At 63.2% G+C, this 16,277-nt stretch carries 16 protein-coding genes; 9 read left to right on the forward strand and 7 right to left on the reverse strand.

Annotation, left to right across the window (positions count from 1 at the left end):
• Position 1: 1 nt before the first annotated feature.
• Together D8767_RS07045 and D8767_RS07050 are read right to left on the reverse strand one after the other, a co-directional pair.
• Positions 2 to 703: a 4'-phosphopantetheinyl transferase gene (locus D8767_RS07045; protein ID WP_019098120.1), complete on the reverse strand. Its 702-nt coding sequence runs from the start codon at positions 701 to 703 to the stop codon at positions 2 to 4.
• Positions 704 to 757: 54 nt separating this feature from the next.
• Entirely contained in the window at positions 758 to 1,549 is a 792-nt protein-coding gene (locus D8767_RS07050; RefSeq protein WP_016712025.1) for a dienelactone hydrolase family protein, read from the reverse strand.
• A gap of 129 nt (positions 1,550 to 1,678) precedes the next feature.
• Here D8767_RS07050 and D8767_RS07055 point away from each other — a divergent pair, with 129 nt between their 5' ends.
• The 4 genes from D8767_RS07055 to D8767_RS07070 all read left to right on the forward strand — a co-directional run bounded on the left by D8767_RS07055 (position 1,679) and on the right by D8767_RS07070 (position 6,065).
• On the forward strand, positions 1,679 to 2,284 hold the full coding sequence (locus D8767_RS07055; RefSeq protein WP_016712024.1) for an outer membrane beta-barrel protein: 606 nt from the start codon (positions 1,679 to 1,681) through the stop codon (positions 2,282 to 2,284).
• Positions 2,285 to 2,372: 88 nt separating this feature from the next.
• Complete coding sequence (locus D8767_RS07060; RefSeq protein WP_016712023.1) at positions 2,373 to 3,050, forward strand: response regulator; 678 nt, start codon at positions 2,373 to 2,375, stop codon at positions 3,048 to 3,050.
• The gene (locus D8767_RS07065) at positions 3,047 to 4,393 is read left to right on the forward strand and encodes an ATP-binding protein (protein WP_016712022.1); all 1,347 of its coding nucleotides are present in this window, start codon (positions 3,047 to 3,049) and stop codon (positions 4,391 to 4,393) included. The genes D8767_RS07060 and D8767_RS07065 overlap by 4 nt, the downstream gene beginning before the upstream one ends.
• Positions 4,394 to 4,742: 349 nt before the next feature.
• Positions 4,743 to 6,065 (forward strand): dicarboxylate/amino acid:cation symporter, encoded by a 1,323-nt coding sequence (locus D8767_RS07070; protein ID WP_016712021.1) that lies wholly within the window; start codon positions 4,743 to 4,745, stop codon positions 6,063 to 6,065.
• Positions 6,066 to 6,128: 63 nt separating this feature from the next.
• Here D8767_RS07070 and tsaA read toward each other — a convergent pair whose 3' ends face one another.
• From tsaA to D8767_RS07090, 4 genes are all read right to left on the reverse strand, one after another.
• Entirely contained in the window at positions 6,129 to 6,821 is a 693-nt protein-coding gene (gene tsaA / locus D8767_RS07075) for a tRNA (N6-threonylcarbamoyladenosine(37)-N6)-methyltransferase TrmO (protein ID WP_016712020.1), read from the reverse strand.
• A gap of 6 nt (positions 6,822 to 6,827) precedes the next feature.
• Positions 6,828 to 7,289, reverse strand: a complete 462-nt coding sequence (locus D8767_RS07080) for a DUF1456 family protein (protein WP_016712019.1) — start codon at positions 7,287 to 7,289, stop codon at positions 6,828 to 6,830.
• A gap of 47 nt (positions 7,290 to 7,336) precedes the next feature.
• The gene (locus tag D8767_RS07085) at positions 7,337 to 8,047 is read right to left on the reverse strand and encodes an rRNA pseudouridine synthase (protein WP_016712018.1); all 711 of its coding nucleotides are present in this window, start codon (positions 8,045 to 8,047) and stop codon (positions 7,337 to 7,339) included.
• A gap of 77 nt (positions 8,048 to 8,124) precedes the next feature.
• Entirely contained in the window at positions 8,125 to 8,577 is a 453-nt protein-coding gene (locus D8767_RS07090) for a GNAT family N-acetyltransferase (RefSeq protein ID WP_016712017.1), read from the reverse strand.
• A gap of 197 nt (positions 8,578 to 8,774) precedes the next feature.
• On the opposite strand from D8767_RS07090, the gene D8767_RS07095 reads away from it, so the two are divergent.
• Genes D8767_RS07095 through D8767_RS07110 form a run of 4 tightly spaced genes read left to right on the forward strand, consistent with a single transcriptional unit; the run spans position 8,775 to position 12,718 of the window.
• The gene (locus D8767_RS07095; protein ID WP_081259044.1) at positions 8,775 to 9,401 is read left to right on the forward strand and encodes a hypothetical protein; all 627 of its coding nucleotides are present in this window, start codon (positions 8,775 to 8,777) and stop codon (positions 9,399 to 9,401) included.
• A 57-nt stretch (positions 9,402 to 9,458) separates the two neighbouring features.
• Entirely contained in the window at positions 9,459 to 10,253 is a 795-nt protein-coding gene (locus D8767_RS07100; RefSeq protein WP_016712014.1) for a DUF6502 family protein, read from the forward strand.
• Positions 10,250 to 11,914: a DUF5666 domain-containing protein gene (locus tag D8767_RS07105; protein ID WP_122048290.1), complete on the forward strand. Its 1,665-nt coding sequence runs from the start codon at positions 10,250 to 10,252 to the stop codon at positions 11,912 to 11,914. Before D8767_RS07100 ends, D8767_RS07105 begins: the two co-directional genes overlap by 4 nt.
• A 54-nt stretch (positions 11,915 to 11,968) precedes the next feature.
• Positions 11,969 to 12,718, forward strand: a complete 750-nt coding sequence (locus tag D8767_RS07110; RefSeq protein WP_033723964.1) for a transporter — start codon at positions 11,969 to 11,971, stop codon at positions 12,716 to 12,718.
• A gap of 57 nt (positions 12,719 to 12,775) precedes the next feature.
• Here the strand turns inward: D8767_RS07110 and rimO are convergent, their stop codons facing one another.
• The gene (rimO, locus tag D8767_RS07115; protein WP_016712011.1) at positions 12,776 to 14,107 is read right to left on the reverse strand and encodes a 30S ribosomal protein S12 methylthiotransferase RimO; all 1,332 of its coding nucleotides are present in this window, start codon (positions 14,105 to 14,107) and stop codon (positions 12,776 to 12,778) included.
• Between the two features lie 234 nt (positions 14,108 to 14,341).
• On the opposite strand from rimO, the gene D8767_RS07125 reads away from it, so the two are divergent.
• Positions 14,342 to 16,252: a potassium transporter Kup gene (locus D8767_RS07125; protein ID WP_016712010.1), complete on the forward strand. Its 1,911-nt coding sequence runs from the start codon at positions 14,342 to 14,344 to the stop codon at positions 16,250 to 16,252.
• Positions 16,253 to 16,277: the final 25 nt, after the last annotated feature.

Raw genomic sequence — 16,277 nt, forward strand, 5'->3', positions numbered from 1 at the left:
GTCAGGCGCTGACCAGGCTGAGCAGGTGGCCGTCCTGCAGGCTGAACTGGCCCTGCAGCTCTGCGCCGTGCTGCCATTGTGGCGACAGGTCGGTGAGCAGGCGCAGGCGCGCCAGGCCATCGGCGGACCATTCCAGCACTTCGGCGTGCTCGAAATAGAAGCGCTGGCGAGTGAGCGGGTAGAGGGTCTTGAACAGGCTTTCTTTCAGCGAGAAGGTCAGGGTGACCGTCAGGCCGAGCTGGCGACGGTCCAGGCGTTCCAGTTCGGACGGGGTAAGGATTTCGCCCATCAGCCGTTCGGCGCGCTCGTCATCCAGCAGGGATTCCTGATCCAGCCCCAGGCCTTGGCAACTGCCCTGGGCCGCGACCACGGCGGCGGCCCAGCCTTTGCCATGGGTGATCGAACCGAGGATACCTGCCGGCCAGATCGGTGAGCGGTCCTCGTGGGTGCCAGGCACGTAATTGCGGCCATCCAGGCGTTGCAGTGCAGCACGGGCGCATACGCGGCCGGCAAGGTACTCGGCCTGGCGCTTGGCCACCGAGCGTTGCAGGCTGGCACTGGGCACGATGCCGGCACGCTGGAAGTCATCGGCGGCCAGGAGGGCGGGGTCAAAGGCGCAACTGACCAGCAATGCGCCGGGGAGTGGGCGGGGCAAGGGCCAGTGGTGCTGGAGCGGGGCGCAACAGGCGGGGAGTGTGTTCATGGGGCATATTGTGCCTGCCCCGGCAATGGGCCGCAAAGCGGCCCCCGGCAATCTTTACTTGAACACTTTCTTGAAGAACGCCTGCATATCCGCCCAAGAGCTTTCATCCGCCGCCTTGTTATAGCCAATGTCCGGCCCGCCATGCTCGCCATGGCTCAACCGGTCGGCATCCGGGTTGGTAAACCCGTGCTTGGCGCCTTCAATACTGACGAATTCATAGTTGACCTTGGCCGCCTCCATTTCTGCCTTGAACGCATCCACCTGCTGCTGGGTGACCATGCTGTCTGCCGCCCCGTGCTCGACCAGGATATCGGCCCGCACCACGCCCGGTTTTGCCGGTGTCTGGGTGGCCAGTGCGCCATGGAAGCTCACCACGCCGTCCAGCTTCTCGCCCCGGCGCGCGGCATCGAGCACCACCTTGCCGCCGAAGCAGTAACCGACAGCGCCCAGTTGATGCTTGTTGGTATTCGGTTGCAGCTTCAACAGTTCAAGGCCGGCGTCGAAGCGTGCTGCCGCCGCTGCCGGGTCCTTCATGGCGGCAGCCATGAACGCCTGGGCGTCCTGCGGGTGTTCGGTGTGCTTACCGTCGCCATACATGTCGATGGCCAGCGCGTTGTAGCCCAATGCGGCCAGGTCGCGGGCGCGGCGCTTGGCGTAATCGTTCAGCCCCCACCATTCATGCACCACGACAATGCCGGGGCGCTTGCCCTCGATGGCGTCGTCGTAGGCGTAATAGCCGACCAGGCGGTTGCCATCGGCGTCCTGGTAAGGGATTTCACGGGTTTGTACCGCCGCTTGGGCTAAGGCGGCGCTGCACATCAGGGTCAGGGCCAGCAGGGCACGCATGGTTACTACTCCTTGTCTTGCAGACAGTTCGTTCAGCCGGTGTTCAGCCAGGGTTCAGTCGCGGTTCAGGGTGCCCTGTTTACTCTAGCTTCCAGACCGAAACAGCGCACCCAACTGGAGTATCCAGCCATGAAAACCTTCAACACCCTGCTTGCCGCCATGGCCGTCTGCGCCGCTGGCATCACCACCGCCCAGGCCGCCGACGACAACTTCGCCAGCCTGACCTACGGCCAGACCAGCGACAAGGTTCGCAAGTCCGGCCTGCTGCAGCGCAACACCGACCACCTCAACGCCGATGGCATCATCGGCAAAGACGACACCTGGGGCGTGCGTCTGGGCAAGATCAATGACCAAGGCCGTTACTACATGACCTACGACAATGTCTCGGGCGACCACAGCGGCCTCAAGCTGCGTCAGGAAAACCTGCTGGGCAGCTACGATCTGTTCCTGCCGGTGGGTGATACCACTAAGCTGTTTGGCGGTGGCAGCCTGGGCGTGACCAAGCTGACCCAGGACTCGCCAGGTGCCAGCCGCGATACCGACTACGGTTATGCCTATGGCCTGCAGGCGGGTGTGATCCAGGACATCACCGACAAAGCCTCGGTCGAACTGGGCTACCGTTACCTGCGCACCAATGCCGCGACCGAAGTGGGCGAGCGTGGCGGGCCGAAGGACGGCACCCTGCGCCTGACCAGCAGTGCGCAGACCTACCTGGCTGCAAGCTACAAGTTCTGACGGGCGAGCCGCGTTATCCTGTGCCGGCCTCTTCGCGGCTTTAGCCGCGAAGAGGCCGGCACAGGCAATATAAATCAAGGAGCTGCACATGAAACTGCTGGTGGTCGAGGACGAAGCCCTGCTTCGCCATCACCTCTACACCCGACTGGGCGAAAGCGGCCATGTGGTCGAGGCCGTCGCCGACGCCGAAGAGGCCCTGTACCAGGCCGGGCAATACCACTTTGACCTGGCCATCATCGACCTGGGCCTGCCCGGCATCAGTGGCCTGGAGCTGATCACGCGCCTGCGCAGCCAGGACAAGACCTTCCCCATCCTCATCCTCACCGCCCGTGGCAACTGGCAGGACAAGGTCGAGGGCCTGGCGGCCGGTGCAGACGACTACCTGGTCAAGCCGTTCCAGTTCGAAGAGCTGGAGGCTCGCCTGAATGCCCTGCTGCGCCGCTCCAGTGGTTTCACCCAGTCGACCATCGCCGCCGGCCCCCTGGTGCTCGACCTCAACCGCAAACAGGCCACCCTCGACGAACACCCACTGGCGCTGACGGCCTACGAGTACCGCATTCTCGAATACCTCATGCGCCATCATCAGCAGGTAGTGGCTAAGGAGCGCCTGATGGAGCAGCTGTACCCGGGGGACGAGGAGCGCGACCCCAATGTCATCGAGGTGCTGGTCGGCCGCCTGCGCCGCAAGCTTGAGGGCGAGCACGGCTTCAAACCCATCGACACCGTGCGCGGCCTGGGCTATCTGTTCACCGAGCGCTGCCGATGATCCGCTCCCTGCGGGTACGCCTGATGTTGGCCGCCGCCGTGCTGGCGCTGCTGTTCATGCTGGCGTTATTGCCGGCCTTGCAGAAAGCCTTCAGCCTGGCCCTGCAGGAGTCGATCGAGCAGCGGTTGGCCTCGGATGTGACCACACTGATTTCCGCCGCGCGCATCGAGCATGGCCAACTGCAGATGCCGACGCTGCTGCCGGACGAGCGTTACAACCTGCCGTATACCGGCCTGCTGGGCTACATCTTCGACCGCGACGGCAACCTGGTCTGGCAGTCGCGGGCCACTGCCGACCGGCACATCAATTACAGCCCGCGCTACGACGGGCGGGGTAACGAGTTTGCCCGCATTCACCAGTCCGATGGCGAAGAATTCTTCGTTTATGACGTCGAGATCAAGCTGCTGGGCGGCCAAAGCGCCGCTTACAGCATTGTCGCCCTGCAGCCGGTGAGCGAATACAAGGCCACCCTCAATGGCCTGCGAGAAAAGCTCTACCTAGGTTTTGGTGCTGCCTTGCTAGCATTGATGGTGCTGTTATGGGCAGGCTTGACCTGGGGGCTGCGCTCGTTGCGGCGGCTCAGCCACGAGCTGGATGAGGTGGAATCGGGCGCACGCGACGGCCTGAGCGGCGAGCACCCTCGCGAGTTGCTGCGCTTGACCCGTTCGCTCAACCGCCTGCTACGCAGTGAGCGCGAGCAACGCACACGCTATCGCGATTCGCTGGATGACCTGGCCCACAGTCTGAAGACGCCGCTGGCGGTGTTGCAAGGTGTGGGCGAGAGCCTGCAGCAGCGCAGCGGCGAGCGTGAGCAGGCACGGGTGCTGCAAAGCCAGATCGAGCGCATGAGCCAGCAGATCGACTACCAGCTGCAACGCGCCAGCCTGCGCAAGAGCGGCCTGGTGCGCCACAGCGTGAGGCTGCTGCCGTTGCTCGACAGTTTGTGCAGCACGCTGGCCAAGGTTTACCGGGACAAACAGGTGAACGTGGCCCTGGAGGTGCCTGATGCGGCGCAGGTGCCGATGGAGCAGGGCGCCTTGCTGGAGATGCTCGGCAACCTGCTGGAAAACGCCTACCGGCTGAGCCTGGGCCAAGTGCGGGTAAGCCTGGAGCAGGCGCCCGGGCAGTTGACCTTGTGTATCGAGGACGATGGGCCGGGGGTGCCGGCCGACCAGCGTGAGCGCATCCTGGAGCGGGGGGAGCGGCTGGACAGCCAGCACCCGGGGCAGGGTATCGGGCTGGCGGTGGTCAAGGACATTGTCGACAGCTATGACGCCGAGCTGAGCCTTGGGGATTCGCCCTTGGGCGGGGCGGCGTTCAGGATCACCTTCAACCTCGATTGATTCGCTTGCTTTGCCGGCCCTTTCGCGGGTAAACCCGCGAAGAGGCCGGCACAGGCAAACCGCATCGGGCGGATTCCCGCCATGCCCCCTGTACAAATCCCGCCACTGGGCGGAAATCCGCCAGCCTTCCTCAGGCAAATCGCCCCGTCGTTGGGCATTTATCCCTAGCAAATACGGCCTTTGCACCCTTCATGGGCATTTTGGCACCACCCTTGCTATTGATCCCTTCAGAGGCCTGCCCAGGCAGCTCGAACACAACGACAAATCCCTCCGGGTGCAGGAGGGTTAGCGATTCAGGTGCCCCATCACCCTGGGAAGGGTGGGCCGGCACACTTGAGGAAAATGAGCCATGACGACACGTCAGCCGCTGTACAAATCCCTGTATGTCCAGGTGTTGGTCGCCATCACCATCGGCATTCTGCTCGGCCACTACTACCCGGAAACGGGCGTCGCCCTCAAACCTTTGGGTGACGGCTTCGTCAAACTGATCAAGATGGTCATCGCCCCGATCATCTTCTGCACCGTGGTCAGCGGCATCGCCGGCATGCAGAGCATGAAGTCGGTCGGCAAGACCGGCGGCTACGCGCTGCTGTACTTTGAAATCGTCTCCACCATCGCCCTGATCATCGGCCTCGTCGTCGTCAACGTGGTCAAGCCAGGCGCTGGCATGCACATCGACGTCAGTACCCTGAACGCCAGCAGCGTGGCTGCCTACGCCGCCGCCGGCGCGCAGCAGACCACCGTCGGCTTCCTGCTCAACGTCATCCCCAACACCGTGGTCGGCGCCTTCGCCAACGGCGACATCCTGCAAGTGCTGATGTTCTCGGTGCTGTTCGGCTTCGCCTTGCACCGCCTGGGCAGCTATGGCAAGCCAGTGCTGGACATGATCGACCGCTTTGCCCATGTCATGTTCAACATCATCAACATGATCATGAAGCTGGCCCCGATCGGTGCCTTCGGCGCCATGGCCTTCACCATTGGCCAGTACGGCGTTGGCTCACTGGTGCAACTGGGCTACCTGATGGCCTGCTTCTACATCACCTGCCTGCTGTTCGTGCTGGTGGTGCTGGGCGGTATCTGCCGCGCCCACGGCTTCAGCGTGCTCAAGCTGATCCGCTACATCCGTGAAGAGCTGCTGATCGTGCTGGGTACTTCCTCGTCGGAATCGGCACTGCCACGCATGCTGGCCAAGATGGAGCGCCTGGGTGCCAAGAAGTCGGTTGTCGGCCTGGTGATCCCGACCGGTTACTCGTTCAACCTGGATGGCACCTCGATCTACCTGACCATGGCCGCGGTGTTCATCGCCCAGGCCACCGACACCACCATGGACATCACTCACCAGATCACCCTGCTGCTGGTGCTGCTGGTAGCCTCCAAAGGTGCTGCCGGCGTTACCGGTTCGGGCTTCATCGTGCTGGCCGCCACCCTGTCGGCTGTTGGCCACTTGCCAGTTGCCGGCCTGGCGCTGATCCTCGGCATCGACCGCTTCATGTCTGAAGCCCGCGCCCTGACCAACCTGGTAGGTAACGCCGTTGCTACCGTGGTGGTTGCCAAGTGGGTCAAGGAAATGGACAACGACAAGCTCGCTTCGGAGCTGGCTTCCGGTGGTGCTCCGCTGATCGATACCCGTCCTACCGATGACCTGGGCGTGGCCGAAGGCCCGGCTCGCTAATCGCGGGATGGTTAAATGAAAAAGGCGACCCTTGAGGTCGCCTTTTTCATGTTCGTGCCGCGTTCAGGCCAGCACCACTTCCAGCACCCGGATCACCTCCGGCTGCGGGTAATGCCACCTCACTTGCACATCCCAGAACTTCACCCCATACACCCGCTCGGCCGGTGGTATCTGATAGGCCGGTCGCGGGTCCTGGGCCAGGCATTGCTCGATCAGCTCTACCAGTGGCTCAGCCAGGCGTAGTGCATGCTCGCGAGCCTGGGGCAGGGCGTTTTCACCCCACTGCACGGCAATCGCAGCAGGTGCTTCACTGGCCATCTGGTTGCTGGCGCCCGCGATGCTGTCGGCGTAGGGCACATAGGGTTTGATGTCCAGTACCGGTGTGCCATCGAGCAGGTCGATCCCGGACAGCAACAGGCGGCCAGGCTCTACCCCCTCCAGACGCACCACTGACTGGCCGATGCCGTTGGGCCTGTGGGTGGCGCGGGTGGCGAACACGCCCATGCTCTTGTTGCCGCCCAGGCGCGGTGGCCGCACTTTCAGGCGGGGTTTGTCTTCCAGGGCCTGGTGGAACAGGAACAGCAGCCAGACATGGCTGACCTGCTCCAGGCCTTCGACCGCATCACCCTGGTCGAACGGCGGCAGCAGTTCGAGCACGCCGCGCGCCGCGGGCGCCAGCTGCGGCTGGCGTGGGATGGCGAATTTCTCCTTGAAGCAGGAGCGCACTATACCGACCGGGGCAACCGTGTGCTGCATGGCCACTCAGCCGCGCACGCGCAGGGTCAGGCCCTTGAGGAAGTTGCGCAGCAGCTGGTCACCGCACGGGCGGTAGTTTTCGTGGCCGGCCTTGCGGAACAGCGCGCTGAGCTCCGGCTTGCTGACCGGGAAGTTGACCGACTTGAGGATCGCGTGCAGGTCGTCTTCCTTGAGCTCGAAGGCCACCCGCAGCTTCTTGAGGATGAGGTTGTTGGTCACCGGCAGCTCGACCGACTGCGGTGGGCGGCTGTCATCCTTGCCACGGCGGTGAATCACCAGGCCATCGAGGAAGTGCGCCATCACCCGTTCAGGGCAACGTACGAAACCTTCCTCTTCTTCTTTCTTCAGGTAGGTGGCCAGCACCAGAGGATGCACTTCGAGACCGGAAAGCCCGATGATCTCGGCCATCTTGGCGTCGTTCACCTTGAGCATGTAGCGCAGGCTGCGCAGGACATCGTTGTGGTTCATTGCTGCAGAATCCTGTTCAGGTGCCACGCGTGTGCGTGGCGTAGTGCTTAGAAACGTTCGGTAGTGGCCAGGTAGCGCCATTGGCCTAGCGGCAGTTTGCCCATCGATACGCCACCCAGGCGAATACGGCGCATGCTTACCAGCTCCAGGCGCAGGTAGGCGCACAGCTCGGCGATTTGCCCGGGCTGCGGGTTTTTCAGCACCATGCGCAGGTGGGTCTCGTTTTGCCAGCTGGCTTTGGTCTTAGGCAGTTCGCGATCATTGCGTGTGGCCCCGCGCGCCAGGCGTTCCAGCGCCTGGGGCGTGGTTTCGCCGCGCACTTCGACGATGAACTCCTGCTCCAGGCGGCGCAGGTCGGCGTTGATCTTGCGCGTTACCCGCCAGTCCTGGGTGAATACCTGCAGGCCGGTGGCGCCGCGCTCCAGCGGCGCCACGCAGTCCTGCCGGGCAAAATGCCCGTGCAGGGCGCGCACGCCTTCGCGGTGAGACTCGCTGAGGTTGCCCATGTTTATGCTGGCGCGGGCAGTTTCACTGTCGATACCGGCGGGTTGGTTCATCAGCAGGGTCACCGGTTCCAGCGTTTCGGCGCGGGCGCCCGGTAACAGCTCGACGCGCTGTTGCTCAACCTTGAACTGCGGCTGCTCGACGACCGCGCCATCGACCGTCACCCAGCCGCCTTCGATATACAACTCGGCCTCGCGACGGGAGCAACCAAGCTGCTCGATAAGGCGTTTGGACAGGCGGACGGGTTCAGACATGAGGGTAATTCGCAAAGGCAGGGAAAGACCCGCATTGTACCTGCCTGCGCGACTGAAGGGCTGGGAATCTGTGTCATTTACGCCGTTTTGCGCAGGCGCATGTGCAGCAGCGGGTAGGGCTGGTCCAGGCCGTCGGTTTCCGAACGGCCGAACACTTCGAAGCCTTCGTGCAGGTAGAAGCCCAAGGCTTGCGGGTTCTGTTCGTTGACGTCCAGGCGTTCGGCGTTCAGTTCGTCGATCGCATAGTGCAGCAGGCGCTTGCCAACTCCTTGGCCACGGTAGTCTGGTGCGACGAAGAGCATGTCCACGCGCCCGTTGGCGACCCCGGCGAAGCCACAGATACGTTGCCGGTCCTTGCAGCAGACCAGCATCACCGCATCCAGGTAGCGGCGCAACACGTGGTCGCGCAGCAGCAGGATGTAGCCCTCTGGCAGGAAGTGATGGGTGGCGCGTACCGAGTCCTCCCACACCTGTACCAGCTCGCTGTAGTCGCTCAAGCGCGGCGTTTGCAACGTCAGTGGCGCAGGCATGCCGGTGGTCCTCCATGGCGATAGGGAAAACATAGCAGCCCAACCACCGGTCGGCTTGTCTGTGTAGCGCTTGAACGGCGGGGGGTAGAGGTCTATTAATTAAGCGTGGGAAAAAATCCCACGCGAAGAAGAGCTAAAGCTGACAACAAGACTTTTACTGATTTGGCGTTCTCGTGGCGACGACCTGGAGACGGACTATGCAAATCCACCTGCTGTTCAAGAAGGCCTTACTGGCGGTTGCCGTAGCTGGCGTGCTTTCGACATCCATTGTTTTGATCCCTGACACGATTTCTCACGGCTCCAGCGCCTATGCCAAAGATGGTGGTGGTGGTGGTGGTGGTGGTGGTGGTGGTCACGGCGGCGGGGGAGGCGGCGGTCACGGTGGCGGCGGTCACGGTGGTGGTGGTCACGGTGGTGGTGGAGGCGGCGGTCACGGTGGTGGTGGAAGTGGCGGTGGCGGCGGAGGCCACGGCGGGAGTGGTGGCGGAGGCGGAGGCCACGGCGGTGGAAGTGGTGGTGGCGGCCACGGTGGTGGCAGCGGAAGTGGCGGTGGTGGCCATGGCAGTGGCGGAGACGGTGGCGGCCATGCCGGCAACAGTGGCAGCGGCCACGACGGTAATTCAAACGCTGGTCGCAGCAGCAACCATGCTGAAGCGGGTGACGATCATGGCAACCATGTTGGCGGTGAGCCCGGGGATGATCATGGTAATCATGTCGGCGGCGAGCCTGGCGATGATCACGGCAATCACGTGGGGGGTGAACCTGGTGACGATCGCGGCAACCATGTGGGTGGCGAACCGGGTGATGACAACAGCAGGAGCTGACAGGCGTTGATCAGCCCAACTTCTCCCCCTTCGCTGTTAAGCGCACTGCGGCGTGTCATGCGTCCGCTGGTGCGCTTGATGTTGCGCAAGGGGGTGACTTATACGATGTTCGCCGACCTGCTCAAGGACGTGTTCGTCGACGTAGCCCACCGCGATTTTCGCCTGGACGGCACCCCGCCCACCGACAGCCGTATCAGCCTGCTCACAGGCGTGCACCGCAAGGATGTCCGGCGGATTCGTAGTGAAGCCGGCACGGCGCTCGCAGCCTTGCCGGCAAACATCACCCTGGGTGCTCAGCTGGTCAATGTATGGACCACCAGCCCGCCGTTCTGCTCGGCACCTGGCCAGGCGCTGGCGCTGCCGCGTTTGGCCAGTGTCGGCGGCGACTGTTCATTCGATGCCCTGGTGGCCAAGGTCAGCACCGATATCCGTGGCCGGGTTGTGCTGGATGAGTGGTTGCGCCTTGGCATCGTCCGGCTCGATGAGCAGGATTGTGTGCACCTGGAGGCCCAGGCATTCGTGCCGCAGACGGGTTTCGATGAAAAAGCCGCCTACTTTGGCCACAACCTGCATGACCATGCTTGTGCAGCGGTGCATAACCTCAGTGGCGAAGGCCAGCCGTTCTTTGAGCGCAGCGTTCACTACGATGCCTTGAGCCTGGCCAGCGTCGAACACGTGCGTGAAGCGGTCTCCAGGGATGGCATGCAGACACTGCTTGCTTTCAGCCAGCTTGCAGCAGAGCTGGAGGGTGCTGATGAGCCCACTGTCGAGCAACGTCAGCGCATCACCGTAGGGCTTTATTTCTACACTGAAGCTACCCAACCCGATTTGTCGAAGACACCCGGCCCATGACTGCTCTTGTGCGCTGCCTCAGTGCCATCACGCTCGCCCTGGTTTTCGGGTTGAACCTGATGGCGCCTGCCGAGGTGGCCGCAGCGCCGGTGTGTGTCAGCCGTGATGAAGTGGGTATGGCCGGTGCCGCAGGCATGAAGTTTCCAGGGGGAACGGGCGCCACCGGTGTGCGCAGTGAAAACGGCGGCGTTGGCGGCACTGGCGCACCGCATCCGCAGCGCCCCGGTGGCACAGGCGGTACGGGTGCAGTGGCCGAGGGTGTGGACGGCACCTACTTCGATCACAGCAGTGGTGGTGTTGGCGGTACCGGTGCGCCAATCCTGCGCCCGGGCGGTACCGGTGGTACCGGCATTGTCGGCACCATCACCGGGTTTGCCTCGATCTGCGTCAATGGTATGGAAGTCCATTATGGCAAGGACGTACCGGTGAGTCAGAACGGTGCACCGGCCAGCAGTGCTCACCTGGCCATCGGGCAGGTTGTGGCGGTGGAGGCCGTTGCCACCCAGCGCGGCCTGCAGGCTGGGCGTATCTCGATCCTCAACGCCTACGAAGGGCCGCTGACGGCGCTCCCCAGCGCCACGGCCCCGCTGCGGGTGATGGGGCAACCGGTGCGTCTTGCCGCAGGCGCGCGGGTGGCGCAAGGGCTGCGCCCGGGCGAGCCGGTCCGGGTCAGCGGCTTGCGTGATGCCAAGGGCGAAGTGGTGGCGACCCGTATCGAACGGGCGCCGGGGCTGCGAGAGGCCAGTGCCATTGGGGCGATTGATCACCCTGGTAGCCTTCAAGGGCTGCAACTGGGTACCCGCGTAGCCCCGGCACGGGAAGTGCTGGTGCGCGGCCAGTGGACCGGGCGTCAGCTGGAAGTGGCGCAAACCCGCCCTGACCCGAGCCTGCCGTTTGCTGGCCGTGTGCAGCAGGCGGTGGTCGAAGGGCTGGTGCAGCGCGCGCAGGCTCGGCAACTGGTGGTCGCAGGCATCAATGTGACGCTGGGGCAGGGCACCGTGAACGTTGGCAAGCCGGCGGCGTTGGCGCTCGATCAGCGTGTGCGGGTGAGTGGTGTACTCAATGGCGCTCACGAACTGCGGGCAACGCGTGTGGAGGTCCAGGGTGACCGCGTCGACAACCCGGACAGAGGCCATTCGGGGCATGGCAGCGAGCACGGCAGCAGTGATTCCGGCAGTTCCGGCAACAGTGGTCATGGCACACGCGAAGCGACCGCTGTTGGCAACGAAGGCCGTGAGGATCGCAGCGGTGGCAGCGGCATTGAGGACGCCAGCGGGCATGGCAAGTCAGACAGCGTGGACAAGTCTGGCAAGACAGAACATGTCGAAACGGTGGAGCAGCCTGAAAGCAGCAACAGCGGCCGTTCTGACCGGGTAGAGCGGGTCGAAGTCGAAAAGGTAGAAAAGGCCGAGAAGGTTGAGAAGGTCGAAAAAGTAGAGAAGGTCGAAAAAGTAGAGAAAGTCGAAAAGGTGGAGAAAGTCGAGAAGCCTGAAAAGGTGGAGAAGGTTGAAAAAGTCGAGAAGGTAGAGAGGGTCGAAAAAGTAGAGAAAGTCGAAAAGCCTGAAAAGGTCGAGAAGGTTGAAAAAGTCGAGAAAGTCGAAAAGCCGGAGAAGATAGATACCGCCGAAAAAGTCGAGCATCCGGAGCGTTCCGGGCGTTAGGCAACTAGGCTGGGTATGTCCGCTCACACTTCCCGACGGGATTCCGAGGTGCCGATGAGACCGACCCTCCCGCTTCTCGCCTGCCTGCTGTCATGCGCCAGCGAATCAACCTTGGCTGACACCTTCAGCGCGGCCGTCGGCATGGACTATTCAAGCGGCGACTATGGCACGGGCACCACGTCGGAAATCTGGTACGTGCCTGTGGTCGGCAAGTATGAAACCGGCCCCATGACCTACAAGGTCACCGTGCCCTGGTTACGGATCACCAACCCGGAAGTCGGCCCGAATGGTGACCCCTTGCCCGGCGGTTGCCGGGATGTGGAGAGCGGGCTGGGTGACACGGTTGCCAGCGCCGGGTACGCCCTGCTCGATGGCAGCGACGGCGGCCTGATGCTGGACCTGATCGGCAAGGTCAAATTCCCCACCGCCGATGAAGACCAGTGCCTGGGTACCGGCGAATACGACTACACCGCCCAGGTCGACATCACCAAGGGCTTTGGCCCGGTCACCGGCTTCGCGACATTGGGCTGGAAGAGGTTCGGCGACCCGCCCGACAGCGACTTCGACGACCCGGTATTTGTCAGCCTCGGCTTCGCCATACCTGTGGCTACTGGCACGTCAGCGGGCGCTTCGTACGATTGGCGGCAGAAAGTGGTCTCGACAGGGTCGCAGATCAAGGAACTGACCCTGTTCTTGACCCACAAGCTCAACCCGCAATGGAAAGTGCAACTGTATGCGGTCAAAGGCTTTTCGGATGCCAGCCCGGATGCAGAGGGGGGGCTGATGCTGTTTCACACGTTCTGACAAAAAAGCCCCTGCGCCGGGCTACCGGGGCAGGGGCTTTTCAGTGTTTCAGCCGCTTTAGATAGGCTCGGCCCACATGTCGTATTCGTCGGCATCCACCACACGGCAGCGCACTTTGTCGCCTGGCTTGAAGCCATGATCGCCGTCGATGAACACGCTGCCGTCGATTTCCGGGGCGTCGAAGAAGCTGCGGCCAACCGAACCTTGCTCCTCGACTTCGTCGATCAGCACATCGATTTCCTTGCCGATGCGCAGTTGCAGGCGGGCGGCGCTGATGGCCTGCTGGTGGGCCATGAAGCGGTCCCAGCGGTCCTGCTTGACGTCGTCCGGCACTTCTTCCAGGCCCAGGTCGTTGGCCGGTGCGCCTTCTACCGGCGAGTACTGGAAGCAGCCCACGCGGTCCAGCTGGGCTTCGGTCAGCCAGTCCAGCAGGTACTGGAAGTCTTCCTCGGTTTCGCCCGGGAAGCCGACGATGAAGGTGGAGCGGATCACCAGCTCGGGGCACTGTTCGCGCCAGTTCTTGATGCGCGCCAGGGTGCGGTCTTCGAAGGCCGGGCGCTTCATCGACTTGAGCACTTTCGGGCTGGCGTGCTGGAACGGGATGTCCAGGTACGGCAGGATCTTGCCGGCGGCCATCAGTGGGATCACGTCGTCGACGTTCGGGTACGGGTACACGTAGTGCAGGCGTACCCAGGCGCCCAGGCTGCTCAGTGCTTCGCACAATTCGAGCATGCGGGTCTTGACCGGGCGGCCGTTCCAGAAGTCGGTCTTGTACTTGACGTCGACGCCATAGGCGCTGGTGTCCTGGGAAATCACCAGGATCTCCTTCACCCCGGCCTTGACCAGGCGCTCGGCCTCGCTCAGCACTTCACCCACCGGGCGGCTGACCAGCTTGCCGCGCATCGACGGGATGATGCAGAAGCTGCAGCTGTGGTTACAGCCTTCGGAAATTTTCAGGTACGCGTAGTGGCGCGGGGTCAGCTTGACGCCCTGAGGTGGCACCAGGTCGATCAGCGGGTTGTGGTCCTGGCGTGGCGGTACCACTTCGTGAACGGCGTTGACCACCTGCTCGTACTGCTGCGGGCCGGTGACCGACAGCACGCTCGGGTGCACATCACGGATGCTGCCTTCTTCAACACCCATGCAGCCGGTGACGATGACCTTGCCGTTTTCCTTGATCGCTTCGCCGATCACTTCCAACGACTCGGCCTTGGCGCTGTCGATGAAGCCGCAGGTGTTGACCACCACCACGTCGGCGTCCTCGTAGGTGGGCACGACTTCATAGCCTTCCATGCGCAGCTGGGTCAGGATGCGCTCGGAATCGACCAGGGCTTTAGGGCAACCCAGGCTTACGAAACCTACCTTGGGGGTGGCGGGCGTGGTGGACATGACTAACCTCGGTATTGAATGCAGGTCGCCCGGCCGGAATCGGGGGCGATCTTGACGGGCGCTTTGGGCGCCTCTGATCAAAAAGTGCGCAATTCTAGCGAGCGTAACGTCGCTTGACCAGCAGAAATACGACGAACGCTGCGCTATGCTTCGCGCCGTTGCGCGAAGGTGCCTTCAGGGGCCGGCGCTAGAGTGAATATTAAAGGCCGTGATGGCCGTCTGCGGGAGTGGTCGATGGTTCAGGCAAGCAGTCACGCCGAGGGCGGGCACGAGGGGAAGCAGGGCACGGCGCGGTCGCTAGGCCTGCTTGTGGCGGCGGTCGGGGTGGTTTATGGCGATATCGGCACCAGCCCGTTGTACACCCTGAAGGAAGTCTTCACCGGCGGTTACGGGGTGCCGGTCAACCATGATGGCGTGCTGGGGATCCTGTCGCTGATCCTGTGGTCGCTGTTGTGGGTGGTGTCGTTCAAGTACGTGATGTTCATCCTGCGCGCCGACAACCAGGGGGAGGGCGGCACCATGGCGCTGACCGCGCTGGCGCGGCGTGCCACGGCGGCCTATCCGCGGTTGCGCACACTGATGGTGATCTGCGGCCTGATCGGCGCTTCGCTGTTCTATGGCGACAGCATGATCACTCCGGCGGTGTCGGTGCTGTCGGCGGTGGAGGGCATGGGCCTGGCGTTTGACGGTATTGACCACTGGGTGGTGCCGATTTCGCTGGTGGTGCTGGTGGCATTGTTCCTGGTGCAGAAGCACGGTACCGAGAAGATCGGCAAGCTGTTCGGCCCGATCATGGTCACCTGGTTCGTGGTGCTGGGCGCACTGGGCGTGCATGGCATCTCGCAGAGCCCGGAAGTGCTGAAGGCCTTCAACCCGGGTTGGGCGATCAATTTCTTCGTGGTGCACCCCGGCATGGGCGTGGCCATTCTCGGCGCAGTGGTGCTGGCGTTGACCGGCGCCGAGGCGCTGTACGCTGACATGGGCCACTTTGGCCGCAAGCCGATCGCCCGGGCCTGGTTCATCCTGGTGCTGCCCGCGCTGGTGCTGAACTATTTCGGCCAGGGTGCGCTATTGCTACAAAACCCGGACGCAGCCCGCAACCCGTTCTACCTGCTGGCGCCAGGCTGGGCGTTGCTGCCGTTGGTCGGGTTGGCGACCATGGCCACGGTGATCGCCTCGCAAGCGGTAATCTCGGGGGCGTTCTCCCTGACCCGCCAGGCCATCCAGCTGGGCTACATTCCACGCATGCAGATCCAGCACACCTCCAGCGACGAGCAGGGGCAGATCTACATTGGGGCGGTGAACTGGTCGCTGATGGTCGGTGTGGTGATGCTGGTGATCGGTTTCGAGTCGTCCGGCGCCCTGGCGGCGGCCTACGGTGTGGCGGTGACCGGCACCATGCTGATGACCACTATTCTGGTGTCGGCCGTCATGTTGCTGCTGTGGAAATGGCCCCCTGTGCTGGCGGTGCCGATTCTGGTGGGTTTCCTGTTCGTCGACGGGCTGTTCTTCGCCGCCAACGTGCCGAAAATTGTTCAGGGCGGTGCCTTCCCGGTGTTGGCGGGTGGTGTGCTGTACTTGCTGATGAGCACCTGGAAGCGCGGCAAGCAGATTCTGGTCGAACGCATCGACGAAGGCGCGCTACCGCTGCAGCTGTTCATCAGCAGTATCCGTATTCAGCCGCCACATCGTGTCGAAGGCACGGCGGTATTCCTCACCGCACGGGCCGACGCAGTGCCCCATGCGCTGTTGCACAACATGCTGCACAACCAGGTGCTGCACAGCCAGGTGGTGCTGCTGACGGTCGTCAGTGAAGACCGGCCGCGTGTGCCGGAGCACGAGCGCTTCGAGGTGGAGGCATACGGTGATGGGTTCTTCCGTGTGCTGCTGCACTTTGGCTTCATGGACGAACCGGACGTGCCGGCGGCATTGAAACTGTGCCACCTGGACGACCTGGATTTCACCCCGATGCGCACCACCTACTTCCTCAGCCGCGAGACGGTGATTGCTTCACGGCTGGAGGGGATGTCGCGCTGGCGGGGTAACCTGTTCGCCTTCCTGCTGAAGAATGCCAACGGCAACTTGCGCTTCTTCAACCTGCCGCTGAACCGGGTGATCGAGCTGGGGACCCAGGTCGAGATCTGATTGCCAAGGGGCCGCAAAGCGGCCC

This window comes from Pseudomonas sp. LTGT-11-2Z (genome assembly GCF_003691445.1).
Taxonomy (GTDB): domain Bacteria; phylum Pseudomonadota; class Gammaproteobacteria; order Pseudomonadales; family Pseudomonadaceae; genus Aquipseudomonas; species Aquipseudomonas monteilii.

What these genes read in the sequence shown, in the direction of transcription:
- D8767_RS07045 (WP_019098120.1), bottom strand. Translation starts at nt 703, where the DNA reads ATGAACACACTCCCCGCCTGTTGCGCCCCGCTCCAGCACCACTGGCCC.
- D8767_RS07050 (WP_016712025.1), bottom strand. Translation starts at nt 1,549, where the DNA reads ATGCGTGCCCTGCTGGCCCTGACCCTGATGTGCAGCGCCGCCTTAGCC.
- D8767_RS07055 (WP_016712024.1), top strand. Translation starts at nt 1,679, where the DNA reads ATGAAAACCTTCAACACCCTGCTTGCCGCCATGGCCGTCTGCGCCGCT.
- D8767_RS07060 (WP_016712023.1), top strand. Translation starts at nt 2,373, where the DNA reads ATGAAACTGCTGGTGGTCGAGGACGAAGCCCTGCTTCGCCATCACCTC.
- D8767_RS07065 (WP_016712022.1), top strand. Translation starts at nt 3,047, where the DNA reads ATGATCCGCTCCCTGCGGGTACGCCTGATGTTGGCCGCCGCCGTGCTG.
- D8767_RS07070 (WP_016712021.1), top strand. Translation starts at nt 4,743, where the DNA reads ATGACGACACGTCAGCCGCTGTACAAATCCCTGTATGTCCAGGTGTTG.
- tsaA (WP_016712020.1), bottom strand. Translation starts at nt 6,821, where the DNA reads ATGCAGCACACGGTTGCCCCGGTCGGTATAGTGCGCTCCTGCTTCAAG.
- D8767_RS07080 (WP_016712019.1), bottom strand. Translation starts at nt 7,289, where the DNA reads ATGAACCACAACGATGTCCTGCGCAGCCTGCGCTACATGCTCAAGGTG.
- D8767_RS07085 (WP_016712018.1), bottom strand. Translation starts at nt 8,047, where the DNA reads ATGTCTGAACCCGTCCGCCTGTCCAAACGCCTTATCGAGCAGCTTGGT.
- D8767_RS07090 (WP_016712017.1), bottom strand. Translation starts at nt 8,577, where the DNA reads ATGCCTGCGCCACTGACGTTGCAAACGCCGCGCTTGAGCGACTACAGC.
- D8767_RS07095 (WP_081259044.1), top strand. Translation starts at nt 8,775, where the DNA reads ATGCAAATCCACCTGCTGTTCAAGAAGGCCTTACTGGCGGTTGCCGTA.
- D8767_RS07100 (WP_016712014.1), top strand. Translation starts at nt 9,459, where the DNA reads ATGCGTCCGCTGGTGCGCTTGATGTTGCGCAAGGGGGTGACTTATACG.
- D8767_RS07105 (WP_122048290.1), top strand. Translation starts at nt 10,250, where the DNA reads ATGACTGCTCTTGTGCGCTGCCTCAGTGCCATCACGCTCGCCCTGGTT.
- D8767_RS07110 (WP_033723964.1), top strand. Translation starts at nt 11,969, where the DNA reads ATGAGACCGACCCTCCCGCTTCTCGCCTGCCTGCTGTCATGCGCCAGC.
- rimO (WP_016712011.1), bottom strand. Translation starts at nt 14,107, where the DNA reads ATGTCCACCACGCCCGCCACCCCCAAGGTAGGTTTCGTAAGCCTGGGT.
- D8767_RS07125 (WP_016712010.1), top strand. Translation starts at nt 14,342, where the DNA reads ATGGTTCAGGCAAGCAGTCACGCCGAGGGCGGGCACGAGGGGAAGCAG.